Raw genomic sequence first — 25,159 nt, 5'->3', positions numbered from 1 at the left:
TCATGTTAACAGGTAAACAAAAACGTTTTTTACGCGCGACAGCTCACGATCTAAACCCGATTTTCCAAGTCGGTAAAAATGGAGTCGGCGAAGCGATGTGTGCTGATTTGATGGATGCCCTTGAAAAACGGGAACTCTTGAAAGTACAAGTACTACAAAATTGTGCGGACGCACCAAAGGATGTCGCACAAGAACTCGTCGCAGGAACGAATGCTGAACTCGTTCAAGTCATCGGAAAAGTCATCGTTCTCTATAAAGAATCAAAAGAGAACAAGACGCTCGAATTGCCACGATGAAAATCGGACTGATGGGCGGAACGTTCGACCCTCCGCATATCGGTCATCTCCTGATTGCCGAACAAGCGCAGGAACAACTCGAACTTGATGCGGTCTGGTTTTTACCAGCGAATGTACCACCGCATAAACAACATACTGTCACAGACGCAACTAAGCGTCTCCGTCTTGTAGAAGAAGCAATTGCATTGAACACTGCCTTCTCTGTCTCTGCGATTGAATTTGAGCGAAAAGAACCTTCCTATACGTATGATACGATTCGTGCACTCAAGCACCGATACCCGGAGCATGAGTTTCTGTTTCTAATCGGCGCAGATTCACTCGTGAGTCTCGATACGTGGTATCAAGCCGAACGGTTATACGAGGAAGTCGTCTTTGGTGCCGTCGCTCGACCGGGCAGTCGGTATCTGATTCCGCGTGGTGCCCGTGTGAAAGCGGTCGATATGCCATTGTTAGAAATTTCTTCGACGGATATCCGGCAACGGGTCGCGCGCGGACGGAGCATTCGCTATCTTGTACCGGAAGCCGTTCGACAACGGATTGAGGAGTGGAATCTATATGCGCCTTGAAGAAGCACGTCAAATCATTGAAAACACATTGCCTGAGCGACGCTATGTGCATACGTTAGGTGTCGTCGAGACGGCACGACACTTGGCTCTTAAATATGGTGTTGACGAAGAAGAAGCAACACTTGCTGCCATGCTCCATGATTATGCAAAATACCGCGATACGAATGAGATGCGTTCGATTGCCGTTGAATTGAATCAACGGATCTTACTCGACTATGATGACGAACTACTTCATGCGCCAGTGGGTGCGGAGCTTGTGCGTCGAGAACTTGGTCTTGATTCAGATGTGATTTATCAAGCCATCGCGAATCATACAACAGGGGCACCTGGTATGCCGTTACTTGATCAAATCATCTTCGTGGCGGATGCGATTGAGCCGAATCGTAGTTATTCGGGTGTCGAAGCGCTTCGTGAAGTAGCCGAGCAGGATTTGACGGACGCCGTCATCGCAACACTCAGTCAGACGATTCATTTTTTATGTACGAAACAAGCTATCATCTTTCCGCGAACGATTGAGACCTATAATGCCTTCGTCGCGGCCAAACGAAAGGGGACCGTCCTATGACAGTCGAACAAGAATTACAATTAATCGTAAATGCCATCGACGATAAACGTGCTGAAGATATCGTCGTCCTGAATATGTCGAGCATCTCACCAGTTGCCGACTATTTCGTCATCTGTGAAGGAAATTCAGAAAAACAAGTACAGGCGATCGCGCGTGAACTCAAAGAAGTCGCACACGAACATAACCTGCCGATCAAACGCCTCGAAGGATTCGATGCGGCACGTTGGGTGTTGGCGGATCTTGAAAACGTCGTTGTTCATGTCTTCCACCGTGACGATCGTGATTACTATAACCTCGAAAAACTATGGGCAGATGCTCCAAAGGTTGAAGTCGAGGTCAACTAATGGCATACGAACAGTTCGCCTACATCTATGATGAATTGATGCAAGACGTCCCTTACGATCAATGGGTTGACTGGGTCAAAGCATACGTTCCGATTGGAAGTACGATTGCTGATATCGGATGTGGAACGGGTACGGCGACGCTTGCATTAGCGGCACACTATGAGATGCTCGGGATCGATTTATCGGAAGAGATGCTCGAAGTCGCACAGGAAAAAGCGATGGAAGAGGGATTGACTATTCAATTCTGGGCGCAAGACATGCGCGAAATCGAATTGCCGACACCTGTCGATGCCGTGACGATCCTATGCGACTCCTTGAATTATCTCCGGACGGAAGAGGATGTCAGACAGACGTTTACACATGTTTCAGGAATCCTCAAAGAGGGTGGACGTCTTTTGTTTGATACACACTCTCCTTACAAGATGGAGACGTTGTTCAATGGAAAGACGTACGCGACACATGCGGAGCAAAGTTCATATATCTGGTTCGCGGATCCTGGTGAAGCACCGCTTTCTGTCGTCCATGAGCTGACTTTCTTCATCGAGGAGGAGGACGGTCGTTATGAGCGTGTCGATGAAACGCATCATCAGCGGACATATCCTCCAGCACAATACGTAACATGGTTACGCGACGCAGGATTCCGGGTTCTCGCGGTCACTGGCGATTTTGGACCGGATGCTCCTTCTGAGACAGCCGAGCGGATTTTCTTCGTTGCTGAAAAAATGTAAAAGTGATCTCATCCGTCTTCTTTAAGCGATACACGTTCGTGTTGCTTGAAGGATACGGATTTTTTGTTCGTCAAACAGAGGCTAATTCAAAGTAACGGTATGGATGATATGACCTTCATCCGACATAACATACCGTATCGTGTTGTAAAAGAGTGGTTAGTACGTATTCCTTCGTTTCCTGAAGTCCGTAGCGACCTGTTAGAGTCGTAGGAAAAGGAGGGATTCGTCTTGACCGTTCCACGTTTTCAACAGATCGCAGGTCTCGTCGTCGTCCTACTACTCATCATTTTATTGTTCGTACCATTACCCTCTTGTTCGAATGAAGCGATGGTCGATCAACCGTCCTTAACGGATAAACAACAAGAGGCAAAAGCAGAGCCAGCAGAAAAGGATACCTCGATTCGTGACAAACTCATCATGGTCGATGTGAAAGGGGCGGTAGAAGCACCTGGACCCTATCAATTCCACCTCGGTGATCGAGTGAAGGATGCAATCGAAAAAGCAAAGACGACTGCGAAATCTGACATTCGACAAATGAATCTCGCGGCACGCCTCATTGATGGACAGGAAGTCATCGTGCCGGTAAAAAAGACGAAAGATCAGCCGAAACCAACGAAACGCTCAAAAGCAGAGATACCGAAAGGATTGATTGACCTCAATGCGGCAACGGCGGAACAATTGATGGAGGTTCCGGGAATCGGTCCTGCCAAAGCAGAAGCGATCTTGGCCTACCGTGAGGAGAAGGGAGGATTTGCGACGTATGAATCACTCGGCGATGTGAAGGGCTTTGGGGAAAAGACGTTAGAATCGCTTAAATCCTACCTGATCGTCTACTGATGCCACTTCATGCGCTGTTCGTCCTTTTATTCATTGTCGCCATCAAAGAATCGATCTGGTGGTTAGTGTTCCTGATGCTCTTTGCGATCATGAAGTCATGGTCTTTTTCAATCGGTCGTCTTTTCTTCTTGTTCATTCTGAGTTGTCTATTCATCGGAATGGGTCATCTGTCACCTGAACTGCACGACGTCTCGTCTGTTGACATCTTGTCAGGGAAGCGTAATGGAGATCGAATTCGTTATGAGGCAGAGAGTAACGGTCAATCGATTCTATTGACGGCAACGATTGCAGAAGAAGAGACGGGATACGAACGAATCGGGCACTCCTGTCGCATAAATACGGAACCGCTCGATGTCCGCCAACAATCGAATGCGGGAGGGTTTGATGAACAGCAATTCATGCATACACATCGTTACGCTGGAAAGTGGGAAGTCCGTTCATTTGATTCCTGTCATCGGACACCTGGGTATGCGGCAGAAGGAAGACGGGTACGTGAAGTATGGCTAAAACGGATCGAAGAATTGTTACCACAAAAGCAAGCATTCTACGTCGAAGCGCTTGTGTTTGGTGAGGATCGACTAATGGATCAAGTGACGCTCGAACGGTTTAAGAAATTCGGCTTATTACATGCAATCGTCATCTCAGGATCACATATCGCTTTTTTAGTATTTAGTCTGCTGTATGTCTTACGAAAAATCAGAATGACAAAAGAAAAACGACTTGATATCGTTCTGATCTTACTGCCGATTTACGGATGGTTGACGGAGTGGAGTCCTCCAGTCACTCGGGCTGTGCTTGTCGCGATCATTCTGTTGCTCGGTCGTCGTTTCCACAAACCGTTAGATCCGGTCGAGGTCATTGCGGGGGTCGCGGCTTTTCAATTAGCGATTCAACCAACTGTCATTTACGATATCGGATTTCAATTGACGGTCGGGCTGACGCTGTTTCTTGTGCTGTCGAGACGACTCATGGGTTCGGTTCGTCGTCCTTGGAACTGGCTGCTGATCAGTGCTTGGGTACAGTTTGGAACCCTCCTCTTTTTACAGGGGATTGAACAGACGACGGTTTCAATTTGGTCACCATTGTTAAACCTATTGATTGGTAGCTGGATTGAATGGGTGATTCTGCCGGGATCGTTCATTCTTGCGACCCTCCCGTTCTTACCGATTCGTTCAACGTTTCAGATCGCGCATCAGTACGCGATTCAATGGATGGATCAAGCGTTACGACTGGCGGAGGATCTGCCGCTAGCAATGGTTGCCGTTCCAGCATTTTCTCCGATCGTCTTGACAATCGTCGTTGTCGGAACAGGAATCGCATGGTTCATTGCTGAGCGGAGATGGTGGGGGCATGCTCTCCCGCTGATTCTTTTACTTACGGCATGGGGCTACACGGAGTGGCGCGTACCTGAACAAATCACGTTTTTAGATGTTGGACAAGGGGATAGTATCGTACTTGAGAAAGCAGGAGAGACGTTCGTCGTAGACACAGGTGGTGTTTATCAGCAAACGACGCATCCACTGCTCCGTCCGTTTGATCCGGGTAGTCATATCGTCGCGCCCTTTTTATTCACACGAGGAGAAGCAGAAATCGACGGTCTCATCGTGACGCATGCTGATCATGATCACGTCGGTGGACTGCTAGGATTACTGCGTCAAGTTCGCGTGAAAACCATTTATTTAGGGGCGTATGACAACACGGATGAGAAGCGAAACGCTTTGATTCGTTCGATCGAAGCAACTGGGACGCGTGTCGAGTTCGTACAAAAGGGGCACACGATTCGTCCTTGGTTGCAAGTGCTTGCACCGACTGAACGAAAAGAAGAAGAGAACGATCGGTCTATCATATTACTTGCGCAGATCGCCAAGCAACGTGTTTTACTGACGGGTGACGCTGGACTAGCAATCGAGGACGAGTTAACGATTGGTCCGATCGATATTCTAAAAGCAGGACATCATGGTTCGAACACATCGACCGGTGAAGAACTCTTGCAAAAGACGAATCCGAAGATTGTCATCTTGTCAGTCGGGCGAAAAAATCGATACGGACATCCGCATCCGGACGTCCTCGAACGAATCGGAACAAATCGGATCGTCTTTCGAACGGATGAGGATGGGAGTGTAACTTGTTCTTCAGCGGGCTGTGAACCTATGATAAAATAAAAAAACAGCAACCCCCCAAGGTTGCTGTTTTACTGATTATAGACTTAAGAACTTAATTGCGACACCGATGATGAACAAGACTGCGAAGAAGCCGAATGATGCACCAAAACCAACGGCAGAGTCGAGCGCATCGTTGCGTTTTGATTGAATATCGTTCTCGAACGCGTTTTCACTTGGTGGGCGTACTGAATGTGCCATGCTGCATTCCCCCTTAATAGATTCCGCTTCTAGTATAGCGGAATAAAAGAGGATTATCTATGATGAAGTTAAGAACAAACTGTGAAATGTGGTGGGAATGATGAAAACTCCTTGGCTCGTCAACGGAAAATTAACGAATTTATACTTATTATATGGAACAGAACGACACTTGTTAGAAGAATGGGAACGTGAAATCGTGAAAGCGGCTCTGCCAGACGGAGAACGCTTTGATTATATGAAAATCGATTTGAACGACCAACCGCTTGATGCAGTACTCGATGAAGCGGAAACGGTACCCTTTTTAAGCGACTACCGTGTCGTCGTTGCAAAACCGGCAACGTTTCTGACAGGAGCGAAAGATAAAAAACAACATAACCTCGAACGGTTAGCAGATTATATCCTACAACCGGCAGACTACGCGGTCGTCGTCTTGATCGTCGAAGCGGAAAAGCTCGATGAACGAAAAACCGTCGTCAAACGATTGAAGGAGCGCGCGACGGTACTAGAGGCAAAAAAACCGACGACCGAAGAGTTGTTCCGCTTCGTTTTGGATGCTGTTAACGACAAAGGATATCGGATGGAACGTCCGGCAATCGAGCGACTCATTTTCTTGACTGCTGAGATGTGGGGGACATTAGCGCACGAACTGGAGAAGTTGATGTTGTTCGCAGGAGATCGCCCGACGATCGAAATCGAGGATGTCGATTTGTTGGTTCCGCGGACATTAGAGGACAACGTCTTTCAATTAACGGACTACTTGATGAAGCGTCAACTCGAACCGGCAATCCGCTTGATTCGCGACCTAGAAAAACAAGGACAGGAAGTGTTGGCACTTCTTGGACTGATGGCACGCCAATACCGGATGATGCTGTTATCGAAACGATTAGCAGAACAAGGGTACGGAGAACGACAAATCGCATCAAAAGTCGGAGCTCATCCATATGCGATCAAATTGGCATTACAGTCTGCGAAGCGGTTTACGTTTGCGCAGCTCGAGCAAGCACTCATCGCCATCACGACGACGGATGAAGGCATGAAGACGGGGCGCGGTGATAAGAAAATTTTATTTGATGCGTTGATCGTTCGCTTAGCGACGTTATAAGAGGAGGAAATCAAACATGAAAGTTCAGCTCATTACAGCAGAAGAAGTCATCCCATTACGGCATGAAGTGTTGCGTCCGCATCAACCACGTGAAGCGTGTGTTTATCCAGACGATGCGCGTGCCTCGACGTTTCATCTCGGCGGGATAAAAGCACAACAAATCGTCGCGATCGGTAGTTTCTCGGAACAATCACATGCACAAGCGCCAGGAGCGACATACCAGCTGCGTGGAATGGCGTCGAGTGAACAAGTGCGTGGTGAAGGGTATGGTCGGGCGCTGATTGAAGAAGCCCGTCGTCTCTTGGAAGAACGACAAGTGACAGCTTGGTGGTGTAACGCCCGCATTACGGCACTTCCTTTTTATGAGCGTCTTGGACTAGAGCGCGTCGGAGAGCCTTTCATGATTGAAGGAATCGGTCTTCACTATGTCATGATCGACCGTCTAAACGACAAATAGGACAATAAATGGCGGACGAAGGAATCGTTTCACACGAGTCCTTCGTCCGCCATTTCACATCATATAAAAAAATCGCCACTGGAGATACCTCCTAGTGGCGACCCATCACCGTATTCTTCGGAAAGAATTAAAGTGCGTTTACGAGTTTAGCGAGACGTGATTTGTCACGACCAGCTTTGTTGCTGTGGATGAGACCTTTAGCAGCAGCTTTGTCGATTTTTTTAGAAGCTGTAGCGAAAGCAAGGACCGCTTGGTCTTTGTTACCTTCAGCTGCGAAAGTTTCGACTGCTTTAATCGCTGAACGCATTGCCGATTTACGTTGTACGTTAGCGACGCGGCGTTTTTCAGCTGTTTTAACGCGTTTGATTGCTGATTTAATGTTAGCCATGGATGATTCACCTCCAATAAAACTCATTCGAGATTTATATTCGCATATCTGCAGTTATCGTTCAACAGAACAAACACAATTGTAGCAAACGTTTTTCTTAAAAGCAATACGACGTCTAGGGAATCTTCACATTTTGTTTTTCGGGTAAAGCAAAACGAGATAGTACAGTGAAGCGCTTTTTGGTATAATGAACCGTATGTACGTTTGAAAATAAGGTAAGGTGACTCTAAACATGACGAATGAAGACCGTTTAAAGCGGCAGAAGAGTATTCGTAACTTCTCGATCATTGCCCATATCGATCACGGGAAGTCGACACTCGCTGACCGGATTTTAGAAAAAACTGGCGCGCTGACATCGCGTGAAATGAAAGATCAGACACTTGATGCCATGGAGCTCGAACGTGAGCGTGGCATCACGATTAAACTGAATGCTGTTCAATTGAAGTATACAGCAAAAGACGGGGAAGATTACATTCTTCACCTCATCGATACACCGGGACACGTCGACTTCACATATGAAGTCTCACGTTCACTTGCAGCTTGTGAAGGAGCTGTCCTCGTCGTCGATGCGGCGCAAGGCATCGAAGCGCAGACGCTTGCGAATGTTTACTTAGCACTCGACAACGATCTCGAAATCCTTCCGATCATCAACAAAATCGATTTACCTTCTGCGGATGTCGAACGCGTCCGTCAAGAAATCGAAGATGTCATCGGGCTTGATGCGTCTGAAGCCGTTCCGACTTCTGCGAAGGCAGGGATCGGCATTGAAGAAATTCTCGAACAAATCGTCGAGAAAGTACCAGCGCCGACGGGTGATCCGTCTGCACCACTCGAAGCATTGATCTTTGACTCCTATTATGACGCTTACCGTGGTGTCGTAGCATCGATTCGAATCGTCAACGGAACAGTTAAGGTCGGCGACAAGATTCGGATGATGTCGACAGGTAAGGACTTTGAGGTTCTGGAGCTTGCCGTTGCGACACCAAAACCATTACGTCAGCAAGAATTGACAGTCGGTGATGTTGGGACGTTGTCTGCTTCGATCAAAACGGTCGGCGACGTACGTGTCGGGGATACGATTACGCTCGCGAAACAGCCAGCTACTGAAGCACTGCCAGGATACCGGAAGATGAATCCAATGGTATACTGTGGACTCTATCCAATCGATGCTGCGAAATACAATGATTTACGAGAAGCACTTGAAAAACTACAACTCAGTGACGCAGCGCTCGAATTCGAACCAGAGACATCACAAGCGCTCGGATTCGGATTCCGTTGTGGATTCCTCGGGATGCTCCACATGGAAATCATTCAGGAGCGGATCGAACGTGAGTTCAACATCGATATGATCACGACGGCACCGTCCGTTATCTACCACGTGACGACGACAGCAGGTGAAGTCTTGCATGTCGATAACCCATCGAAGATGCCGGATCAGCAAAAAGTCGAATTCATTGAAGAACCATTCGTCAAGGCTGCCGTCATGACACCGAATGATTACGTCGGTGCGATCATGGAGTTGTGTCAGAAGAAGCGTGGAACATTCGTCGATATGCAATATATCGATACGACACGCGTCAAAATCACGTATGAATTGCCGTTGTCTGAGATCGTCTACGATTTCTTTGATCAGTTGAAATCGAGTACAAAAGGATATGCGTCACTTGATTATGAATTGATTGGCTACCAACAGTCGCGTCTCGTCAAGATGGATATCCTTCTTAATAACGAAAACGTCGATGCGCTTAGCTTCATCGTTCACCGTGACTTCGCGTACGAACGTGGAAAGGTCATCGTTGATAAGCTGAAGGAATTGATTCCGCGGATGCAGTTCGAAGTGCCGATTCAGGCAGCAGTCGGAACGAAGATCGTCGCGCGTTCGACGATCAAAGCATTACGTAAGAACGTTCTCGCAAAATGTTACGGGGGAGACATCTCTCGGAAACGGAAGTTGCTCGAGAAGCAAAAAGAAGGTAAGAAACGCATGAAGATGGTAGGCTCAGTAGAGGTACCGCAAGAAGCCTTCATGTCTGTTCTATCCATGGACGAAGATTAAACAGGTGGGGGGCGCTTGCGTCCCCTTTTTGGTTTTTATAGAGAAAGGATGAGGCGAAATGGGAATACGCGCCGCATATGTCCACATCCCTTTTTGTGAACATATTTGTTACTACTGTGATTTCAATAAAGTCTTTTTAAAGAATCAGCCCGTCGATGAATACCTCGATGCCCTCGAACGCGAAATCGAATTGACGTTGAAACAATACCCGACGGACCATCTCGAGACGATCTTCATCGGTGGCGGAACACCAACTGCTTTAAATGAACCACAGATGCAACGTTTGATGGAAATCATCCAAAGACACTTATTGCCACTGACAGGCGATGATTTAGAGTACACGGTCGAGTCGAATCCGGACGGTGTATCGGAAGAGAAACTTGATATTATGAAGACAGGTGGTGTCAATCGTGTCAGTTTCGGTGTCCAATCGTTTGACGATGGTTTGCTCGAACGCATCGGTCGAACGCACCGGGAAGCGAAAGTCGCCCAGACGCTCGACGCAGCAGCGAAACGATTTAATAATATCTCCGTTGATTTGATGTTCGGATTACCGAATCAGACGCTCGATCAGGTCCGCTACGATGTCACGCGGGCACTTCAATTGCCGATCACCCATATCTCTTCTTATTCATTGATTTTAGAACCGCATACGGTCTTTGCGATTCAAGAGCGAAAAGGAAAGCTACCGCTACCGACGCAAGATCTCGAGGCAGAGATGTATCAAGTGATGATCGATACGATCGAAGCAGGTGGTTATGCACAGTATGAGATCTCGAACTTCGCGCAAGCAGGAAAAGAGAGTCGTCATAATCGCGTCTACTGGGAAAACGATGAGTACTACGGATTTGGTGCAGGCTCACATAGCTACATCAATCAGACGCGTCGTGCGAATATTGCACCGATTCCGCACTATATCAAGGCAGAAGGGTTACCGGTTCGAAAAGAGACGCCGTTGACGAACGTTGAGCGGATGGAAGAAGAGATGTTCCTCGGCCTTCGAATGAAGGATGGCGTATCGTTCGAGCGTTTCCGGACGAAGTATGGAGTAGCGTTTGAAGATGTATTTGGTGACGTCATGAAACGGTTGTTGCCAAACGGTCTCGTCGAGCAGACGGAGACACATATCCGTTTGACGCCAGCCGGAATTCCGCTAGCGAACGAAGTCTTTGCAGAGTTCATCGGCGAAGCGCAAGTACAATGACATAAGAGTAACTGAAATCAATGAAAATGAGAGAAGCGGTGTTTCCCAAATGTGGAACACCGCTTCTCTCATTTTTTCGACTTCCTTAAAAAATACGCAGTCGTTCCGATGACCGCGATGAACAGCCAGACAAAGACTCCCGCCATTGCCAATAATTCAATCATCCGATTCATCCTTTCCATTCTTTGTTTCACTGTATCGCAGAATGGGAAACTGTTCAAAGGGACACGTAATTCAGTTGACATCGGGCGGACAATTCCTTATAGTAAAAGATGTAATTAGCACTCGTTAAAAGTGAGTGCTAACAAAATAAGGTGGTGAAGAAGGTGCTGACGGATCGTCAATTGTTGATTTTACGTGCAATCGTCGATGATTATATCAAGACTGCTCAACCCGTCGGCTCACGGACGCTCTCAAAACGAGACGACGTGACGTTCAGTTCCGCGACCATTCGTAACGAGATGGCGGACCTCGAAGAGATGGGTCTGATTGAAAAGCCACACACTTCCGCAGGACGGATTCCTTCTGAACTCGGATATCGTTTTTATGTCGACCATCTGATTCGTCCGGAAAACATCACACCAAAAGAAGCACAGGCATTGAAGTCACTCTTTGCCCATTCCGTGAATGAGAATGATCGGTTGATTCGGCACACAGCAGACCTGTTGAGTGATTTAACCCATTACACGACACTTGTACTTGGACCAAAAGAAGACGGACAACGCCTGCATCATCTAGAATTGATTCCTCTTGCCGAAGGTCGTGTCGTCATCGTTCTCGTCACGGAGACGGGACATGTTGAACACAAGACATTGCAATTGAATCAAGCGTTGTCCCAGGAAGCAGCGAGCCGACTGATGGAACGTCTGAACCAGACGTTGCGCGGTACGCCGCTCTCAGCCTTACGCAGTCGTCTGCTTGAGGAAATCCGTCGCTTCCGTTCAGAGCATTCTGAGCAGACGGTATTGCTCTCGAAAGCACTTGATCTCGTCTTGACGGATCAAGAGGAGCGACCGTTCATTTATTTGGGCGGGAAAGCCAACATGTTCGATCAGCCTGAATTTCAGGACGTCGCAAAATTAAGACCTGTTCTCGAACTGATCGAACAGCAAGAAGCTGTTCTCGATTTCCTACGACCGAATCTCGATAATCAAATCTTGATTACGATCGGGAGTGAGAACAATATGGATGCATTAAAAGATTGTAGCGTCATCCGGGCCCATTATTCGGTCGACGGTGTCTCAATTGGGACACTGGCATTGATCGGACCGAAACGGATGGATTACAACCGGGGAATCAACTCGATCATCCATCTACTTCAAGCATTCCAAACCGAATTGCATAAGAACAATTTGGATTGAATATAGAAAGGGGCTCGATTCAGAGTGGAAGAAAAAGAACAGAATCAAAACCTCCAACAAGAAGAAAACGTGACAGAGCCGACTGAAACCGTCGAAGTCACAGAAGAAGAAGTCATCCAAGCGGATCTCGTCGAAGACGAGAAGCCAGACTTCGAAGCACAACTCGCAGAAGCAAAAGCTTCAGAATTACGCCTCCGTGCGGATTTTGAGAACTTCAAGCGTCGTAACCGTGTCGAAGCAGAGAACCGCGCGAAGTATTCTTCACAAGCGATTGTCGAAAAGCTGTTGCCACTCGTCGATAACTTGGACCGGGCGCTCCAAATCGAGACGGAAAACGAGGAGACGAAATCTGTCTTGACGGGTGTCGAGATGGTAAAACGTCAACTCGTCGAAACGCTTCAAAATGAAGGCGTCGTCGAGATTCCAGCTGTCGGTGAAGCGTTCGATCCGAACTTACACCAAGCGGTCGTTCAAGAAGCGAGCGAAGAACACGAATCAGGCGTCGTCATCGCTGAATTTCAAAAAGGGTACAAATTGCACGATCGTGTGATTCGTCCGAGTATGGTTAAAGTAGCTGAGTAATCAGCTTGCACTTTATTATTCCAATCATTGAAAGCGAGGAAATAGATCATGGCAAAAATCATCGGTATTGACTTAGGTACAACGAACTCATGTGTTGCAGTAATGGAAGGTGGCGAACCAGTCGTCATCGCTAACGCAGAAGGAAACCGTACGACACCATCTGTCGTCGCATTCAAAAACGGCGAGCGTCAAGTAGGGGAAGTCGCAAAACGTCAAGCGATCACGAACCCGAACACGATCATGTCGATCAAGCGTCATATGGGTACGGACTATAAAGTAGAAGTTGAAGGCAAAGACTACACACCACAAGAAGTCTCTGCGATCATCCTTCAAAAACTAAAAGCGCAAGCAGAAGACTACCTCGGTGAAAAAGTCACAGAAGCTGTCATCACAGTACCTGCTTACTTCAACGATGCAGAACGCCAAGCGACAAAAGACGCTGGTACGATTGCTGGTCTTGATGTAAAACGGATCATCAACGAGCCTACAGCGGCAGCACTCGCATACGGTCTCGAAAAAGGCGAAGATCACACGATCCTCATCTATGACCTTGGTGGCGGTACGTTCGACGTGTCGATCCTTGAACTCGGTGATGGCGTCTTTGAAGTTGTTTCAACTGCTGGTGACAGCCGTCTTGGTGGAGATGATTTCGACCAAAAAATCATCGACCATCTCGTAGCAGAATTCAAAAAAGAAAACGGCATCGATCTTGCTCAAGATAAGATGGCGCTTCAACGTTTGAAAGATGCAGCTGAAAAAGCGAAAAAAGACCTTTCAGGTGTTTCTTCAACACAAATCAGCCTTCCGTTCATCACAGCTGGCGCATCAGGTCCACTTCACTTGGAAATGACACTTTCACGCGCGAAATTCGACGATCTCACAGCAGATCTCGTTGAACGTACGATGGAACCAACACGCCGTGCTATGAACGATGCAGGTCTGACACCAGACAAAATCGACAAAATCATCCTCGTTGGTGGTTCGACTCGTATTCCTGCAGTTCAAAAAGCAATCCAAGACTTCACTGGTAAAGAATCGTTCAAAGGGGTTAACCCGGATGAAGTCGTTGCCCTCGGTGCAGCGGTTCAAGGTGGCGTATTGACAGGAGACGTCAAAGACGTCGTTCTTCTCGACGTAACTCCACTCTCACTCGGTATCGAGACAATGGGTGGCGTGATGACGAAATTGATCGATCGTAACACAACGATCCCGACTTCGAAATCACAAGTCTTCTCGACTGCAGCAGACAGCCAACCAGCTGTTGACATCCACGTCCTCCAAGGGGAACGTCCAATGGCAGCAGATAACAAAACACTTGGTCGCTTCCAATTGACGGATATTCCGCCAGCACCACGTGGCGTGCCACAAATCGAAGTTAAATTCGACATCGATGCGAACGGTATCGTTAACGTTTCTGCGAAAGATCTCGGAACGAACAAAGAACAGTCAATCACGATCCAATCATCAAGCGGTTTGACTGAAGCGGACATCGAGCAAATGGTCAAAGATGCAGAAGCAAACGCGGACGCAGACAACAAGCGTAAAGAAGAAGTCGAATTACGCAATGAAGCAGACCAACTCGTCTTCGCAACAGATAAAGCAATCAAAGACCTCGGTGAGCAAGTCGCTGACGCTGATAAAGAAAAAGCAGAAGCTGCAAAAGAAAAAGTAACAAAAGCTCTCGAAGGAACAGACATCGAAGCAATCCGTTCTGCAAAAGACGAATTGTCGACAGTCGTTCAAGAGTTGACACAAAAAGTCTACGAGAACATGGCACAGCAACAAGCTGGCGCTGAAGGCGCACAAGCTGGTGGTCAAGACGACAACGTCATGGACGCTGAGTTCGAAGAAGTCGACGAGAAAGACAACAAGTAATTCATCCGACCGATTTTTCGGGCGCTAGAGAGAGCCAAAGCGTATCCGCGCTTTGGCTCTTTCCATGTCGCACGAAGTTCGGTAAAATCAAACAGTATGAAATGAATCGGAATCGAGAGAGGAAGACTGCACGTGGAAAAACGCGATTATTATGAAGTACTAGGCGTCGCGCGCGATGCCTCATCAGCGGAAATCAAACGCGCGTACCGTAAGCTTGCCCGGACGTACCACCCGGACGTCAACAAGGAAGCAGATGCGGATGCGAAATTCAAGGAATTATCGGAAGCGTATGAAGTGTTATCCGATGACAATAAACGAGCACGTTACGACCAATTCGGTCACCAAGATCCATCACAAGGTGGCGGTGGATTCAGTGGAGCTGAAGGATTTGGCGACATCTTCGACATGTTCTTCGGTGGCGGACGTCGTCAAGATCCAAACGCACCACGTAAAGGACAGGATTTACAATACGTCGAGGAAATCGACTTCATGGAATCGGTCACAGGCGTCGAGAAGACGATCACGATTCCAGTCGAAGAAGATTGCGGTACATGTCATGGTTCGGGTGCTAAACCAGGAACACATCCGGAAACATGTAAACGATGTGGTGGTTCGGGTCACATCAACGTCGAACAAAACACGATGTTCGGTCGTGTCGTCAACCAAACGACATGTTCGACATGTCATGGCCGTGGACAAATCGTCAAGGAGCCATGTGAAACATGTCGTGGAGCCGGTCGCGTTCGCAAAAACAAAGATGTCCGTGTCAAAATTCCAGCAGGGATCGACAATGGGCAACAAATCCGCTTAGCAGGTAAAGGGGAAGCCGGTGTCAACGGTGGACCAGCAGGTGACTTGTATGTCGTCGTTCGTGTCGCAGCACATGAACTGTTCGAACGTGTCGACGATCATATCGTCATGGATATGCCACTTACATTCGCGCAAGCAACACTTGGCGATGAGATCGAAGTGCCGACTGTTCACGGTAAGGTCAGTCTGAAGATTCCAGCCGGAACACAGACAGGATCACGATTCCGTCTCCGCGGAAAAGGGATGCCGAACGTTCGATCCGGTCACCATGGCGACCAGTACGTCAATGTCGTCGTCATTACACCGAAGAATCTGACGGAACGTCAAAAAGAACTCTTACGGGAATTCAATGAAATCAGCGATGAAAAAGGTGTCGAAGAGCAACACGAAGGTGTCTTCAGCCGGATCAAGACATTCTTTACAGGGTGATCACTACAGAGGAGCGTGACAAGAAATGAAATGGTCAGAGATCTGTGTCCATACGACACAAGAAGCCATCGAAGCAGTTTCAAACATCTTACATGAAGCGGGAGCAAGCGGAGTCGTTATCGAGGACGTCGAAGATTTCGAGATGATGTCCCACCGCGAAGATAACTTCGGTGAAATTTGGGATGAGACGAAACGAGACGAGTATCCGACACAAGGTGTACTCGTGAAGGCGTATCTTGCAGAAAGCAGCGATTTGACGGACACGATCAAAGGCATCGAACAGGACATCCAACAATTGACGAACTTCGGTCTGTCGATTGGCACGGGTGCTGTCACGCTGACTCAAGTAGATGAAGAAGACTGGGCACATTCATGGAAACAATTCTATAAACCGGTCAAGATCAGCCGCCACCTGACAGTCGTCCCAATGTGGGAAGACTACACGCCACAGCCGGATGAAAAGATCATCGAGCTCGATCCAGGCATGGCGTTCGGAACGGGAACACACCCGACGACGGTTCTTTGCATTCAAGCAATCGAAAACTACTTGCAAGAGCAAGATCGTGTCGTCGATGTCGGTACAGGATCCGGTGTCTTAGCGATTGCAGCTGCGAAGCTTGGGGCAAAGGATGTCTTTGCACTCGATTTAGACGAAGTCGCTGTCAAATCAGCGATGGAAAACGTCGCTTTGAACAACGTCAGTGAGCAGATCACGGTCCGTCAAGGCGATTTGATGAAGGAATTGAGTGAGCCGGTCGAGTTGATCGTCGCGAATATCTTAGCGGAAGTCATTCTCCTCTTCGTCAAGGATGCCTATACGCTGACGTTACCAGGTGGGCATTTCATCGCTTCCGGTATCATTAGTCAGAAAAAAGATATGGTCGTACAAGCGATGCAAGAAGCAGGATTTACGATCGTCGAGACGACGAAGCTTGAGGACTGGGTCGCAATCATCGCGAAACGGGAGGCATAAGCGCATGCAACGGTATTTCGTCGAACCTTCGATGCGTCAGGGAGATGTTTTTCATCTCCCGAAAGATGATGCACACCATATGAAAAACGTTATGCGGATGGAAGTCGGCGGAGAGATTCTCGTGCTCGATGGAACAGGTCTTTACCGGTGCCGCCTTGAAGCACTCGAGAAACAGGCAGCTTCTGCCCGTATCGAAGAGGCTCTACCAATCGAGACGGAGCTACCGATTCGTGTAACGATCGCCCATGGATTGCCAAAAGGCGATAAGATCGAACTCGTTGCCCAAAAAGCAACGGAACTCGGGATCCATCATCTACGGATTTTCGAAGCCGACCGTTCCGTCTCGAAATGGGATCAGAAGAAGGTTCCGAAAAAGATTGAACGACTCGAAAAAATCGTCAAGGAAGCAGCGGAACAATCGTACCGTGCCCACTTGCCGACGGTCGACTTCGTGGCGTATGATGAAGTCTTACAGGATGCATCGAACTATACGGCTTGTCTGGTTGCCTATGAAGAATCAGCGAAACAAGGGGAGGCTTCCGTCCTCGCTACGACGCTTGCTGGGCTGCAAGAGGGAGATTCCCTTCTTGTCGTCATCGGACCTGAAGGTGGGTTCGCTGAAGCAGAAATCGCACGTTTGACGGATGCCGGTTTTAAAAAAGCCGCTCTAGGGCGCCGCATCTTACGGACGGAAACGGCACCATTTTATGTCCTTTCCGCCGTCTCGTATCATTTTGAATTGAAAGGGTGAACGAAATGGCAACTGTTGCCTTTCAAACGCTTGGCTGTAAAGTCAACCATTACGAAACAGAAGCTGTCTGGCAACTGTTCAAGGACGCTGGTTACGCACGCGTTGATTTTGCTGATCATGCGGACGTATATGTCGTCAATACATGTACGGTCACGAATACCGGAGATAAGAAAAGTCGCCAAGTCATCCGACGGGCGATTCGCCAAAATCCGGATAGTGTCATCTGCGTAACGGGCTGTTATGCCCAAACATCTCCTGCTGAAATCATGGCGATTCCTGGCGTCGATGTCGTCGTCGGAACACAAGATCGGCATAAAATGATTGGATACATCGAACAATTCCGTGAAGAACGCATGCCAATCAATGCGGTCGGAAACATCATGAAAGCAAAAGTCTATGAAGAACTGGATGTACCGGCCTTTACGGACCGGACAAGGGCTTCTCTGAAAATTCAGGAAGGCTGTAACAATTTCTGTACGTTCTGTATCATCCCATGGGCGCGTGGTCTCATGCGGTCTCGTCAACCAGAAGATGTCTTGAAGCAAGCACAACAGCTCGTTGATGCGGGTTATAAAGAAATCGTCTTGACGGGCATCCATACAGGTGGCTACGGAGAAGACTTAAAAGACTACAACTTAGCGAAGTTACTTAAAGCACTCGAATCCGTCAATGGACTCGAACGTTTACGGATTTCGTCGATCGAAGCTAGTCAAATCACGGACGAGGTACTTGATGTCCTGAAGGATTCACCGATTGTCGTTCGTCACTTGCACGTTCCGATCCAGTCGGCTTCCGATACGGTCCTTCGCCGGATGCGCCGGAAGTATACGATGGCAGAATTCGGAGAACGGATTACGCGTTTGAAGGAAGTCCTGCCTGACTGTGCGATCACATCGGATGTCATCGTTGGTTTCCCAGGTGAGACGGAAGAAGAGTTCATGGAAACGTTCAACTTCATCAACGATCATAAGTTCAGTGAGTTGCATGTCTTCCCATACTCGAAACGGACCGGAACTCCGGCAGCGATGATGGACGATCAAGTCGAGGAATCAATCAAAGAAGAACGCGTCGCACGTTTGATCGCTTTATCGGATCAACTCGCGAAGGAATATGCTTCGAAATACGAAGGGGAACTGCTTGAGATCATTCCGGAAGAATTTTCGGAAGAAGCAGGCGGTCGTCTCGTCGGTTACACAGATAACTATTTGCGTGTCGCAATCGAAGGCGATGAGTCGATGATCGGACAACTCGTTCGTGTCAAAATCACGAAAGCGGGCTATCCGATGAATGATGGTCAATTCGTTCGTATCATGCAGACACTCAAAGATGCTGCAGTCTAATCGAAAGGGCAAAGGGAACCTCTGGTTTTCTTTGCCACTTTTTTTGTTTTCATTTCAGGAATGCGCTACACTGAATACAGTTCAATTAAGGAAAGAGGATATCATTCATGCGAATCAACAAATTCATTAGCGAAACGGGCTTTTGCTCAAGGCGTGCTGCCGATAAATTAGTCGAAGCAGGTCGTGTGACGATCAACGGTCTGACAGCAGAACTCGGCTCGCAAGCTGAAGAGACGGACGTCGTCGAAATCGACGGTCAGCCGCTTCAAACAAAACCAAAACCTGTCTACATCGTCTTAAATAAACCAGTCGGCATCACGTGTACGACAGAGCTTGATATCGAAGGAAACATCATCGATTTCGTCAATCATCCGAAGCGGATTTTCCCAATCGGTCGCCTCGATAAAGATTCAGACGGCTTGATTCTGTTGACGAATGACGGTGATATCGTTAACCGGATCTTACGAGCAGAAAACAATCACGACAAAGAATATATCGTAACCGTCGATGCACCAATTACGGATACGTTCATTCAAGGGATGGCGAGTGGTGTTGACATTCTCGGTACGACAACGAAGGAATGCATCGTTGAACCACTTGAGACACGGACATTCCGGATCATTTTGACGCAAGGGTTAAATCGTCAGATTCGCCGTATGTGTAAAGAGTTCGGCTACCGAGTTAAGCGTCTCCAACGCGTTCGGATCATGAACATCGAGCTTGGCGATTTACCGATTGGTTCTTGGCGTGATTTGACAGAAGAGGAATTACGCGAGTTGTTTACGACGCTTGACGGGCAATAAGGTTCAATGAAAGTCGCCACTGGCGGCTTTCTTCATACATAAGGGGGATGACCGTGGATAAAAGGGGTATGAGTGCGACATTCGTCGCTTACGTGATTGGTGGACTGTTGCCGATCTACAAAGTATTTGCAACTGGTATTCCAGCATGGACGGTCGTTTCGATTCGGATTTTGAGTGCGTTCATCTTCGTGACACTGTTGTTACGCCTGACGAAGAAATTCCAATTCGTTCGTCAATTATGGCAAAACAAACGTCAGCGCTATACCGTGCTTGCGGCAGGTCTCGTGTTAGGCGGGAACTGGTCGCTCTATCTGTACGCCATCGGGGAAGGGTATATCGTTGAGTCGTCACTCGGGTATTACATCAATCCCCTCGTCAGCGTCTTGTTCGGTTTGATCTTTTTTAAGGAACGATTGACGCGTCCGCAAGTGATTGCGATTTTATCAGCAATCATCGGTGTGATGATTTTAACGCTCGGTTATGGTCAATTTCCGATCATCGCCTTTTCACTTGCCGTCTCGTTCGCATTTTACGGTGTACTAAAGAAAAAGGCAGCAGCTGAACCATTATCGGGATTATTTTTAGAGACGCTCGTCACGCTACCATTCGCTCTCTTGACGCTAGGCGTGACGGATAGTCAACCGCTTGCGATGCCGACGAGTGCACTGCTTGCAATCATCATGCTCGGAATCGCAACAGCAGTCCAATTGATGTTATTTGGATACGGGATGCCGAAAATCCCGTTTGTCTATGTCGGAATTCTGCAGTACATTGCACCAACGTTGACGCTACTACTTGGAATTTATCTATTTAATGACGTCTTTACGACGATTCACTTCATCGCTTTTCTGTTCATTTGGATTGCCGTTGCTTTGTTTACGATCAGCGGTTTATCAGCAGGAAAGATACGGATGAAGAAGGTATCATAACGAAAGAAGGGATTATGTGAATCTATCGGGATTTTTTGCGACGCTTGTCGCATATATCATTTGGGGGCTCTTACCGCTTTACTGGAAGATGCTCGCTAATGTACCGAGTGAAGAGATACTAGCGCACCGGATCATCTGGTCGTTTCTATTTCTACTCATCTTACTGTCGTTTCAAAAAGCACTTGGAAAATGGAAGACGGCATTGTGTGATCCGTTCACGCGCCGACTCTTTTTCTTAAATGGACTGATCATCAGCTTGAATTGGTTCATCTACATATGGGCTGTCAATCATCAATTCATTGTTGAGGCGTCGCTCGGCTATTACATCAATCCGCTCGTCAGCATCGTCTTTGGTGTCTTCTTCTTTCAAGAAAAGCTCTCACGGATTGAATGGATCTCGATTGTCCTTGCGACGATCGGTGTTCTGATTTTAACGATTGGCTACGGCGAATTTCCATGGATCTCGATTGCGCTTGCCTTAAGCTTCGGCTTTTACGGCGTCGTCAAAAAGCGGCGACCGCTGGAATCAACGGTCAGTCTGACGCTTGAGACGATGGCGCCACTTCCGCTTGCTTTGATTTTCCTCGGCTATTGGCAAGTACAGGGAACGTCTTCGATGACTGAATCGATCGGTACGATGACCGGACTTATCTTGACCGGGATCGTTACCGCCGTGCCACTTTTGTTATTTGGATTCGGGGCACAACGAATTCCGTTCACATGGGTCGGATTCCTTCAATTCGTCGCACCGACCTTGTCGCTCGGACTCGGTGTTTTGCTCTATCATGAACCGTTTACTAAAACACACATGGTGGCGTTTACATGTATTTGGACAGCAGCGATTGTCTTTACGCTCAATGGAGTCTGGATTCGAAAAAAACAGCTTCGAAAAGTCGCGTAAAAAGATAGAAGTCAGACCTCTTGCGTGATAGAATAAAATCAGAGTCTAAGGGATACCCTTAAGGAGGACAACAATCATGAATTTAGCAGGAATGATCGACCATACGGCACTGAAGCCAGAAACATCACGTGCTCAAATCGAGACACTCTGTAAAGAAGCATTAGAATACAAATTCGCAAGCGTCTGTGTTAACCCGACATACGTCGCGTTAGCAGCAGAACTCTTAAAATCAGATGATGACGTCAAAGTCTGTACAGTCATCGGCTTCCCACTTGGAGCAAACACGCCAGAAGTGAAAGCATTCGAAACAAAAGATGCCATTCAAAACGGTGCGACAGAAATCGATATGGTTCTAAACATCGGTGCATTAAAAGATGGCGATCTTGAGTTAGTTGAACGTGACATTCGTGCGGTTGTCGAAGCGGCAAACGGTACACTCGTTAAAGTCATCTTCGAAAACTGCCTTCTTACAAAAGAAGAAATCAAAACAGCTGCTGAACTTTCAGTTAAAGCAGGTGCTAACTTCGTGAAGACATCGACTGGTTTCTCAACAGGTGGTGCAACAGTCGAAGACATCCGTCTCATGCGTGAGACAGTTGGTCCTGACATCGGTGTTAAAGCATCTGGTGGCGTTCGTGACTTCGAAGGTGCAAAAGCAATGATCGATGCAGGTGCATCACGCATTGGTGCATCAGCCGGAATCGCAATCGTTACAGGTGGTACGTCTGATAGCGATTACTAAGAATATCTGACATGTCCCTCTTTTTTAGAGGGGCGTTTTTTTGTGTTATGGGACTATTCTGAATTTAAATTTTGTATTAAGAAGTCAGACATCGCTTCCGATAATCAGATGTAGAATGTCGGAAGGATGTGGAATGAATGAAACGGTGGAGCGGAATCATACTGGCATCGACACTAAGCCTTGCAGGATGCGGTAGTGTCATCGATGATCCAGAACGGGCAGTCAAGGAGCGAAAGGAAATGGCGGTCGTCTTATCGGACGTTGGTCTTGGCGATCAATCATTCAGCGATGCAGCGATGAGCGGTATGGCGTTGTTACGGGAGAAGGAAGGCTGGTCGATCGATTACCGGGAATTAAACGAAACGAAGACCTATAAAACAGCATTCGAAGCGTTAGCGAAAAAGAAGCCGACCGTTATCGTCGGACTCGGCTACATGGGGCAGACAGATCTTGAGACCGTCGCTAAAAAATATCCGAAACAACAATTCGCCTTGATTGATGCCGTCTCGACGTTACCGAACGTACTCTCGGTTACGTTCAAAGAGGACGAAGGAAGCTACTTAGCGGGTGCCGCTGCAGGAATCCAAACCAAGACGAATACGATTGGTTTCGTCGGTGGGATGAAGTCGCCTTTGATTGAGAAGTTCGAAAAAGGATACATAGCTGGCGCTAAAGCCGTCAATCCGAAAACAAAGGTACTCGTCGAATATGCGGAGGACTTTGCGGCGCCCGAAAAGGGACGGACGCTTGCAAACGAAATGATGCAGAAAAAGGCAGACGTGTTATATGCAGCTGCTGGATTAACAGGGAGCGGCGTCCTTGAGGCAGCGCAAACGAAGGGGAAAAAAGCTATCGGTGTTGATAGCGATCAGACCCCGATCGCGCCTGACGCCGTCATGACGTCGATGCTAAAACAAGTTGATCTTGCGATTACGAAAATCGGACAAGATGTGGATGCAAAAGGACTCCAATCTGGACAAGTCGTCCTAGGTGTCAAAGAAGGGGCAATCCAGTTGGCTCCAATCCGTAATACGAACTTTACGGACGGGGAACGAAAAAAATTAGAGCAGCTGCAACAAGACGTGCTCGAAGGTAAGGTGACGATCCAATGACGTTACGGAAACGATTTTTACTCTCAACATTAGTGACGATTTTGAGTGTCGTCATCTTGATGGGATGGACCTTGTTCCAACTCCGTCAAATTCAATCCTATAACGAAGACTACGGGAAACAACTCGTTGAAATTTCAGAACTCGAAACGAAGCTCTTATATGAACAGGCAGCATGGAACCGACTGGCAAGCCAACCGTCTGAGAGTCAGGCGGAGCAGGTTCAGGCTCTTAGTAGGAAGAACGAGCAAGCTTTGAATCAGCTACAGAAGACATATTTGATTCCAGCGTTTCAAGAAGAGTTGAACCGGGCGGATATGAAGTATAAGACGCTCGCTGCAAAACGGACGGAACTGACGGACGCGGTGAATCCGATTGACATTCGCTCCCATGCTGCACGAATCGAAGGTGTCCTTAGTGATCTCTATACGTTACATACGAAAAATGGGGAATTTTATGATGTCTTACAACGTGAGGCAAAAGAGGAGACATTGAATTTGACGCGGACCGTCCTAATCGCGACATTCCTCCTCCTGATTGGTCTAGCCTTATACAATTGGTACTTCGCACGTAGTATCACGCGACCGATCAGCCGTGTCGTCCGGACAGCAGAGCAAATTTCGGATGGAGACTTGTCACAGGAACTGGTCGTATCCGGTCGAAAAGATGAGATTGGTCGACTCGAGACGGCTGTTGCGCAGATGCAAGGAACTTTACATGAGGTCATCGGAACGATCAGTCGCTCGTCGAACACGATTCGTCAGATGAGTACGGAAGCGACGACGGAGAACGCGAACATCGTCGAAGTTTCTGGTAACATGACCCATGCGATTAATGAGATGGCGAGTGGTACACAAACGGTGTCGGATGATATCCAGACGACAGTCAGTACGATGTCCGATATGCAACAGCTCTTCGAGGAGAGTGAACAACGTGCACAAACCGCTTATGCAGAAGGACAAGCGGCCGATCACGTGATGGTTCAAAGTAGTTCCGTCATGGAACAGCAAGCACGGTCACTTCGCGCGTCAACAGAACAAAATCGTGAACTCGGTCAGAAACTGGAAGGTTTCTTAGAACAGACGCAACAAATCGAGCAGATGGCACAACTCGTCGCGGGAGTCTCTGCGCAGACGAATTTATTGTCACTCAATGCGGCTATCGAGGCTGCACGGGCTGGGGAAGCCGGTCGTGGATTTGCCGTCGTGGCAAGTGAAGTCAAAAAGTTAGCGGACGAGACAAATGAGGCGACACGTTCGATCTTCTCACTCGTCCGTTCGATTCGCCAAGACGGTGCTGTTTTACAAGAAGCACTCGTGCAAGCGGAGCGGGAACAGACGAACCAGGTCGAGAATTTTACACACGTCCAACAAGCATTCGGTGAGACGCGTCAAAAAGTAGCGAGTGTGACCGAAACACTCGATTATGTGACGAAACAACTCGTACATTCGAAACAACAAGCCCGCCATGTCGTTGGTCAAGTCAGTACAGTCAGTGGTGTCATGGAAGAACTTGCAGCCGGAAATGAAGAGATCGCTGCTTCGATGCGTGATCAACAGGCATCGTTCGAACAGATTCATCAATTGATGCAAGAACTCGAGTCGACGACGACGTCGCTTGACAGTCAGACACATCAATTCAAAATTTAATG

General features: G+C 47.8%; 26 protein-coding genes. 24 read left to right on the top strand and 2 right to left on the bottom strand.

Annotated elements, in window-relative coordinates; translation table 11 throughout:
• Positions 1-2 precede the first annotated feature (2 nt).
• The 7 genes from yhbY (at position 3) to B3M90_RS02030 (ending at position 5,498) form a co-directional block, all read left to right on the top strand.
• Complete coding sequence (yhbY, locus tag B3M90_RS02060) at positions 3-296, top strand: ribosome assembly RNA-binding protein YhbY (RefSeq protein WP_023467424.1); 294 nt, start codon at positions 3-5, stop codon at positions 294-296.
• On the top strand, positions 293-862 hold the full coding sequence (nadD, locus tag B3M90_RS02055; RefSeq protein ID WP_290782371.1) for a nicotinate-nucleotide adenylyltransferase: 570 nt from the start codon (positions 293-295) through the stop codon (positions 860-862). Before yhbY ends, nadD begins: the two co-directional genes overlap by 4 nt.
• Positions 852-1,427 carry a bis(5'-nucleosyl)-tetraphosphatase (symmetrical) YqeK gene (gene yqeK / locus B3M90_RS02050; protein WP_035409306.1) on the top strand — a complete coding sequence of 192 codons (576 nt, stop codon included), beginning with the start codon at positions 852-854 and terminating at the stop codon, positions 1,425-1,427. Before nadD ends, yqeK begins: the two co-directional genes overlap by 11 nt.
• On the top strand, positions 1,424-1,771 hold the full coding sequence (gene rsfS, locus B3M90_RS02045; protein WP_023467427.1) for a ribosome silencing factor: 348 nt from the start codon (positions 1,424-1,426) through the stop codon (positions 1,769-1,771). The genes yqeK and rsfS overlap by 4 nt, the downstream gene beginning before the upstream one ends.
• Positions 1,771-2,499: a class I SAM-dependent DNA methyltransferase gene (locus tag B3M90_RS02040; protein WP_214854775.1), complete on the top strand. Its 729-nt coding sequence runs from the start codon at positions 1,771-1,773 to the stop codon at positions 2,497-2,499. Before rsfS ends, B3M90_RS02040 begins: the two co-directional genes overlap by 1 nt.
• Positions 2,500-2,727: 228 nt before the next feature.
• Entirely contained in the window at positions 2,728-3,336 is a 609-nt protein-coding gene (locus B3M90_RS02035; protein ID WP_290782369.1) for a helix-hairpin-helix domain-containing protein, read from the top strand.
• Positions 3,336-5,498: a DNA internalization-related competence protein ComEC/Rec2 gene (locus B3M90_RS02030; RefSeq protein ID WP_290782367.1), complete on the top strand. Its 2,163-nt coding sequence runs from the start codon at positions 3,336-3,338 to the stop codon at positions 5,496-5,498. Before B3M90_RS02035 ends, B3M90_RS02030 begins: the two co-directional genes overlap by 1 nt.
• A 36-nt stretch (positions 5,499-5,534) precedes the next feature.
• Here B3M90_RS02030 and B3M90_RS02025 read toward each other — a convergent pair whose 3' ends face one another.
• Positions 5,535-5,696, bottom strand: a complete 162-nt coding sequence (locus B3M90_RS02025) for a YqzM family protein (RefSeq protein ID WP_023467431.1) — start codon at positions 5,694-5,696, stop codon at positions 5,535-5,537.
• 100 nt (positions 5,697-5,796) lie between these two features.
• Between B3M90_RS02025 and holA the strand changes: the two genes are divergently transcribed.
• A complete protein-coding gene (holA, locus tag B3M90_RS02020; RefSeq protein ID WP_214854778.1) occupies positions 5,797-6,798 on the top strand; it encodes a DNA polymerase III subunit delta in 1,002 nt (333 codons plus the stop codon).
• A 16-nt stretch (positions 6,799-6,814) separates the two neighbouring features.
• A complete protein-coding gene (locus B3M90_RS02015; protein WP_214854779.1) occupies positions 6,815-7,255 on the top strand; it encodes a GNAT family N-acetyltransferase in 441 nt (146 codons plus the stop codon).
• A 127-nt stretch (positions 7,256-7,382) separates the two neighbouring features.
• On the opposite strand, the gene rpsT is transcribed toward B3M90_RS02015, so the two are convergent.
• Positions 7,383-7,643, bottom strand: coding sequence for a 30S ribosomal protein S20 (rpsT, locus tag B3M90_RS02010; protein ID WP_023467434.1), 261 nt, complete (start codon positions 7,641-7,643; stop codon positions 7,383-7,385).
• Between the two features lie 232 nt (positions 7,644-7,875).
• Between rpsT and lepA the strand changes: the two genes are divergently transcribed.
• The 15 genes from lepA (at position 7,876) to B3M90_RS01935 (ending at position 25,157) form a co-directional block, all read left to right on the top strand.
• Positions 7,876-9,699: a translation elongation factor 4 gene (gene lepA / locus B3M90_RS02005; RefSeq protein ID WP_214854783.1), complete on the top strand. Its 1,824-nt coding sequence runs from the start codon at positions 7,876-7,878 to the stop codon at positions 9,697-9,699.
• 64 nt (positions 9,700-9,763) lie between these two features.
• The gene (gene hemW / locus B3M90_RS02000; RefSeq protein ID WP_290755189.1) at positions 9,764-10,903 is read left to right on the top strand and encodes a radical SAM family heme chaperone HemW; all 1,140 of its coding nucleotides are present in this window, start codon (positions 9,764-9,766) and stop codon (positions 10,901-10,903) included.
• A gap of 326 nt (positions 10,904-11,229) precedes the next feature.
• Positions 11,230-12,264: a heat-inducible transcriptional repressor HrcA gene (gene hrcA / locus B3M90_RS01995; protein ID WP_035409289.1), complete on the top strand. Its 1,035-nt coding sequence runs from the start codon at positions 11,230-11,232 to the stop codon at positions 12,262-12,264.
• A gap of 24 nt (positions 12,265-12,288) precedes the next feature.
• Positions 12,289-12,846 carry a nucleotide exchange factor GrpE gene (gene grpE / locus B3M90_RS01990; RefSeq protein ID WP_023467440.1) on the top strand — a complete coding sequence of 186 codons (558 nt, stop codon included), beginning with the start codon at positions 12,289-12,291 and terminating at the stop codon, positions 12,844-12,846.
• A 48-nt stretch (positions 12,847-12,894) separates the two neighbouring features.
• Positions 12,895-14,721, top strand: a complete 1,827-nt coding sequence (gene dnaK, locus B3M90_RS01985) for a molecular chaperone DnaK (protein ID WP_035398411.1) — start codon at positions 12,895-12,897, stop codon at positions 14,719-14,721.
• A 132-nt stretch (positions 14,722-14,853) separates the two neighbouring features.
• Positions 14,854-15,960, top strand: coding sequence for a molecular chaperone DnaJ (gene dnaJ / locus B3M90_RS01980; protein WP_023467442.1), 1,107 nt, complete (start codon positions 14,854-14,856; stop codon positions 15,958-15,960).
• Between the two features lie 25 nt (positions 15,961-15,985).
• Positions 15,986-16,933: a 50S ribosomal protein L11 methyltransferase gene (prmA, locus tag B3M90_RS01975; protein WP_290782364.1), complete on the top strand. Its 948-nt coding sequence runs from the start codon at positions 15,986-15,988 to the stop codon at positions 16,931-16,933.
• 4 nt (positions 16,934-16,937) lie between these two features.
• Positions 16,938-17,684 carry a 16S rRNA (uracil(1498)-N(3))-methyltransferase gene (locus tag B3M90_RS01970; protein WP_290782362.1) on the top strand — a complete coding sequence of 249 codons (747 nt, stop codon included), beginning with the start codon at positions 16,938-16,940 and terminating at the stop codon, positions 17,682-17,684.
• Between the two features lie 5 nt (positions 17,685-17,689).
• Positions 17,690-19,024 (top strand): tRNA (N(6)-L-threonylcarbamoyladenosine(37)-C(2))-methylthiotransferase MtaB, encoded by a 1,335-nt coding sequence (gene mtaB / locus B3M90_RS01965; protein ID WP_023467445.1) that lies wholly within the window; start codon positions 17,690-17,692, stop codon positions 19,022-19,024.
• Positions 19,025-19,131: 107 nt separating this feature from the next.
• Positions 19,132-19,827, top strand: a complete 696-nt coding sequence (gene rluF / locus B3M90_RS01960; RefSeq protein WP_223041446.1) for a 23S rRNA pseudouridine(2604) synthase RluF — start codon at positions 19,132-19,134, stop codon at positions 19,825-19,827.
• A 53-nt stretch (positions 19,828-19,880) separates the two neighbouring features.
• Positions 19,881-20,756 carry an EamA family transporter RarD gene (gene rarD / locus B3M90_RS01955; protein WP_290782360.1) on the top strand — a complete coding sequence of 292 codons (876 nt, stop codon included), beginning with the start codon at positions 19,881-19,883 and terminating at the stop codon, positions 20,754-20,756.
• A gap of 16 nt (positions 20,757-20,772) precedes the next feature.
• Positions 20,773-21,657: an EamA family transporter RarD gene (gene rarD, locus B3M90_RS01950; protein WP_290782358.1), complete on the top strand. Its 885-nt coding sequence runs from the start codon at positions 20,773-20,775 to the stop codon at positions 21,655-21,657.
• 76 nt (positions 21,658-21,733) lie between these two features.
• Positions 21,734-22,399, top strand: coding sequence for a deoxyribose-phosphate aldolase (deoC, locus tag B3M90_RS01945; protein ID WP_023467449.1), 666 nt, complete (start codon positions 21,734-21,736; stop codon positions 22,397-22,399).
• A 137-nt stretch (positions 22,400-22,536) separates the two neighbouring features.
• The gene (locus B3M90_RS01940; RefSeq protein WP_056060078.1) at positions 22,537-23,511 is read left to right on the top strand and encodes a BMP family lipoprotein; all 975 of its coding nucleotides are present in this window, start codon (positions 22,537-22,539) and stop codon (positions 23,509-23,511) included.
• The gene (locus B3M90_RS01935) at positions 23,508-25,157 is read left to right on the top strand and encodes a methyl-accepting chemotaxis protein (protein WP_214854804.1); all 1,650 of its coding nucleotides are present in this window, start codon (positions 23,508-23,510) and stop codon (positions 25,155-25,157) included. The genes B3M90_RS01940 and B3M90_RS01935 overlap by 4 nt, the downstream gene beginning before the upstream one ends.
• The last annotated feature ends 2 nt before the right edge of the window (positions 25,158-25,159 follow it).

The sequence above is a fragment of the Exiguobacterium sp. UBA6309 genome (assembly GCF_002439205.1).
Lineage (GTDB): Bacteria > Bacillota > Bacilli > Exiguobacteriales > Exiguobacteriaceae > Exiguobacterium_A.
This window is presented reverse-complemented; position numbering and strand designations above follow the sequence as displayed.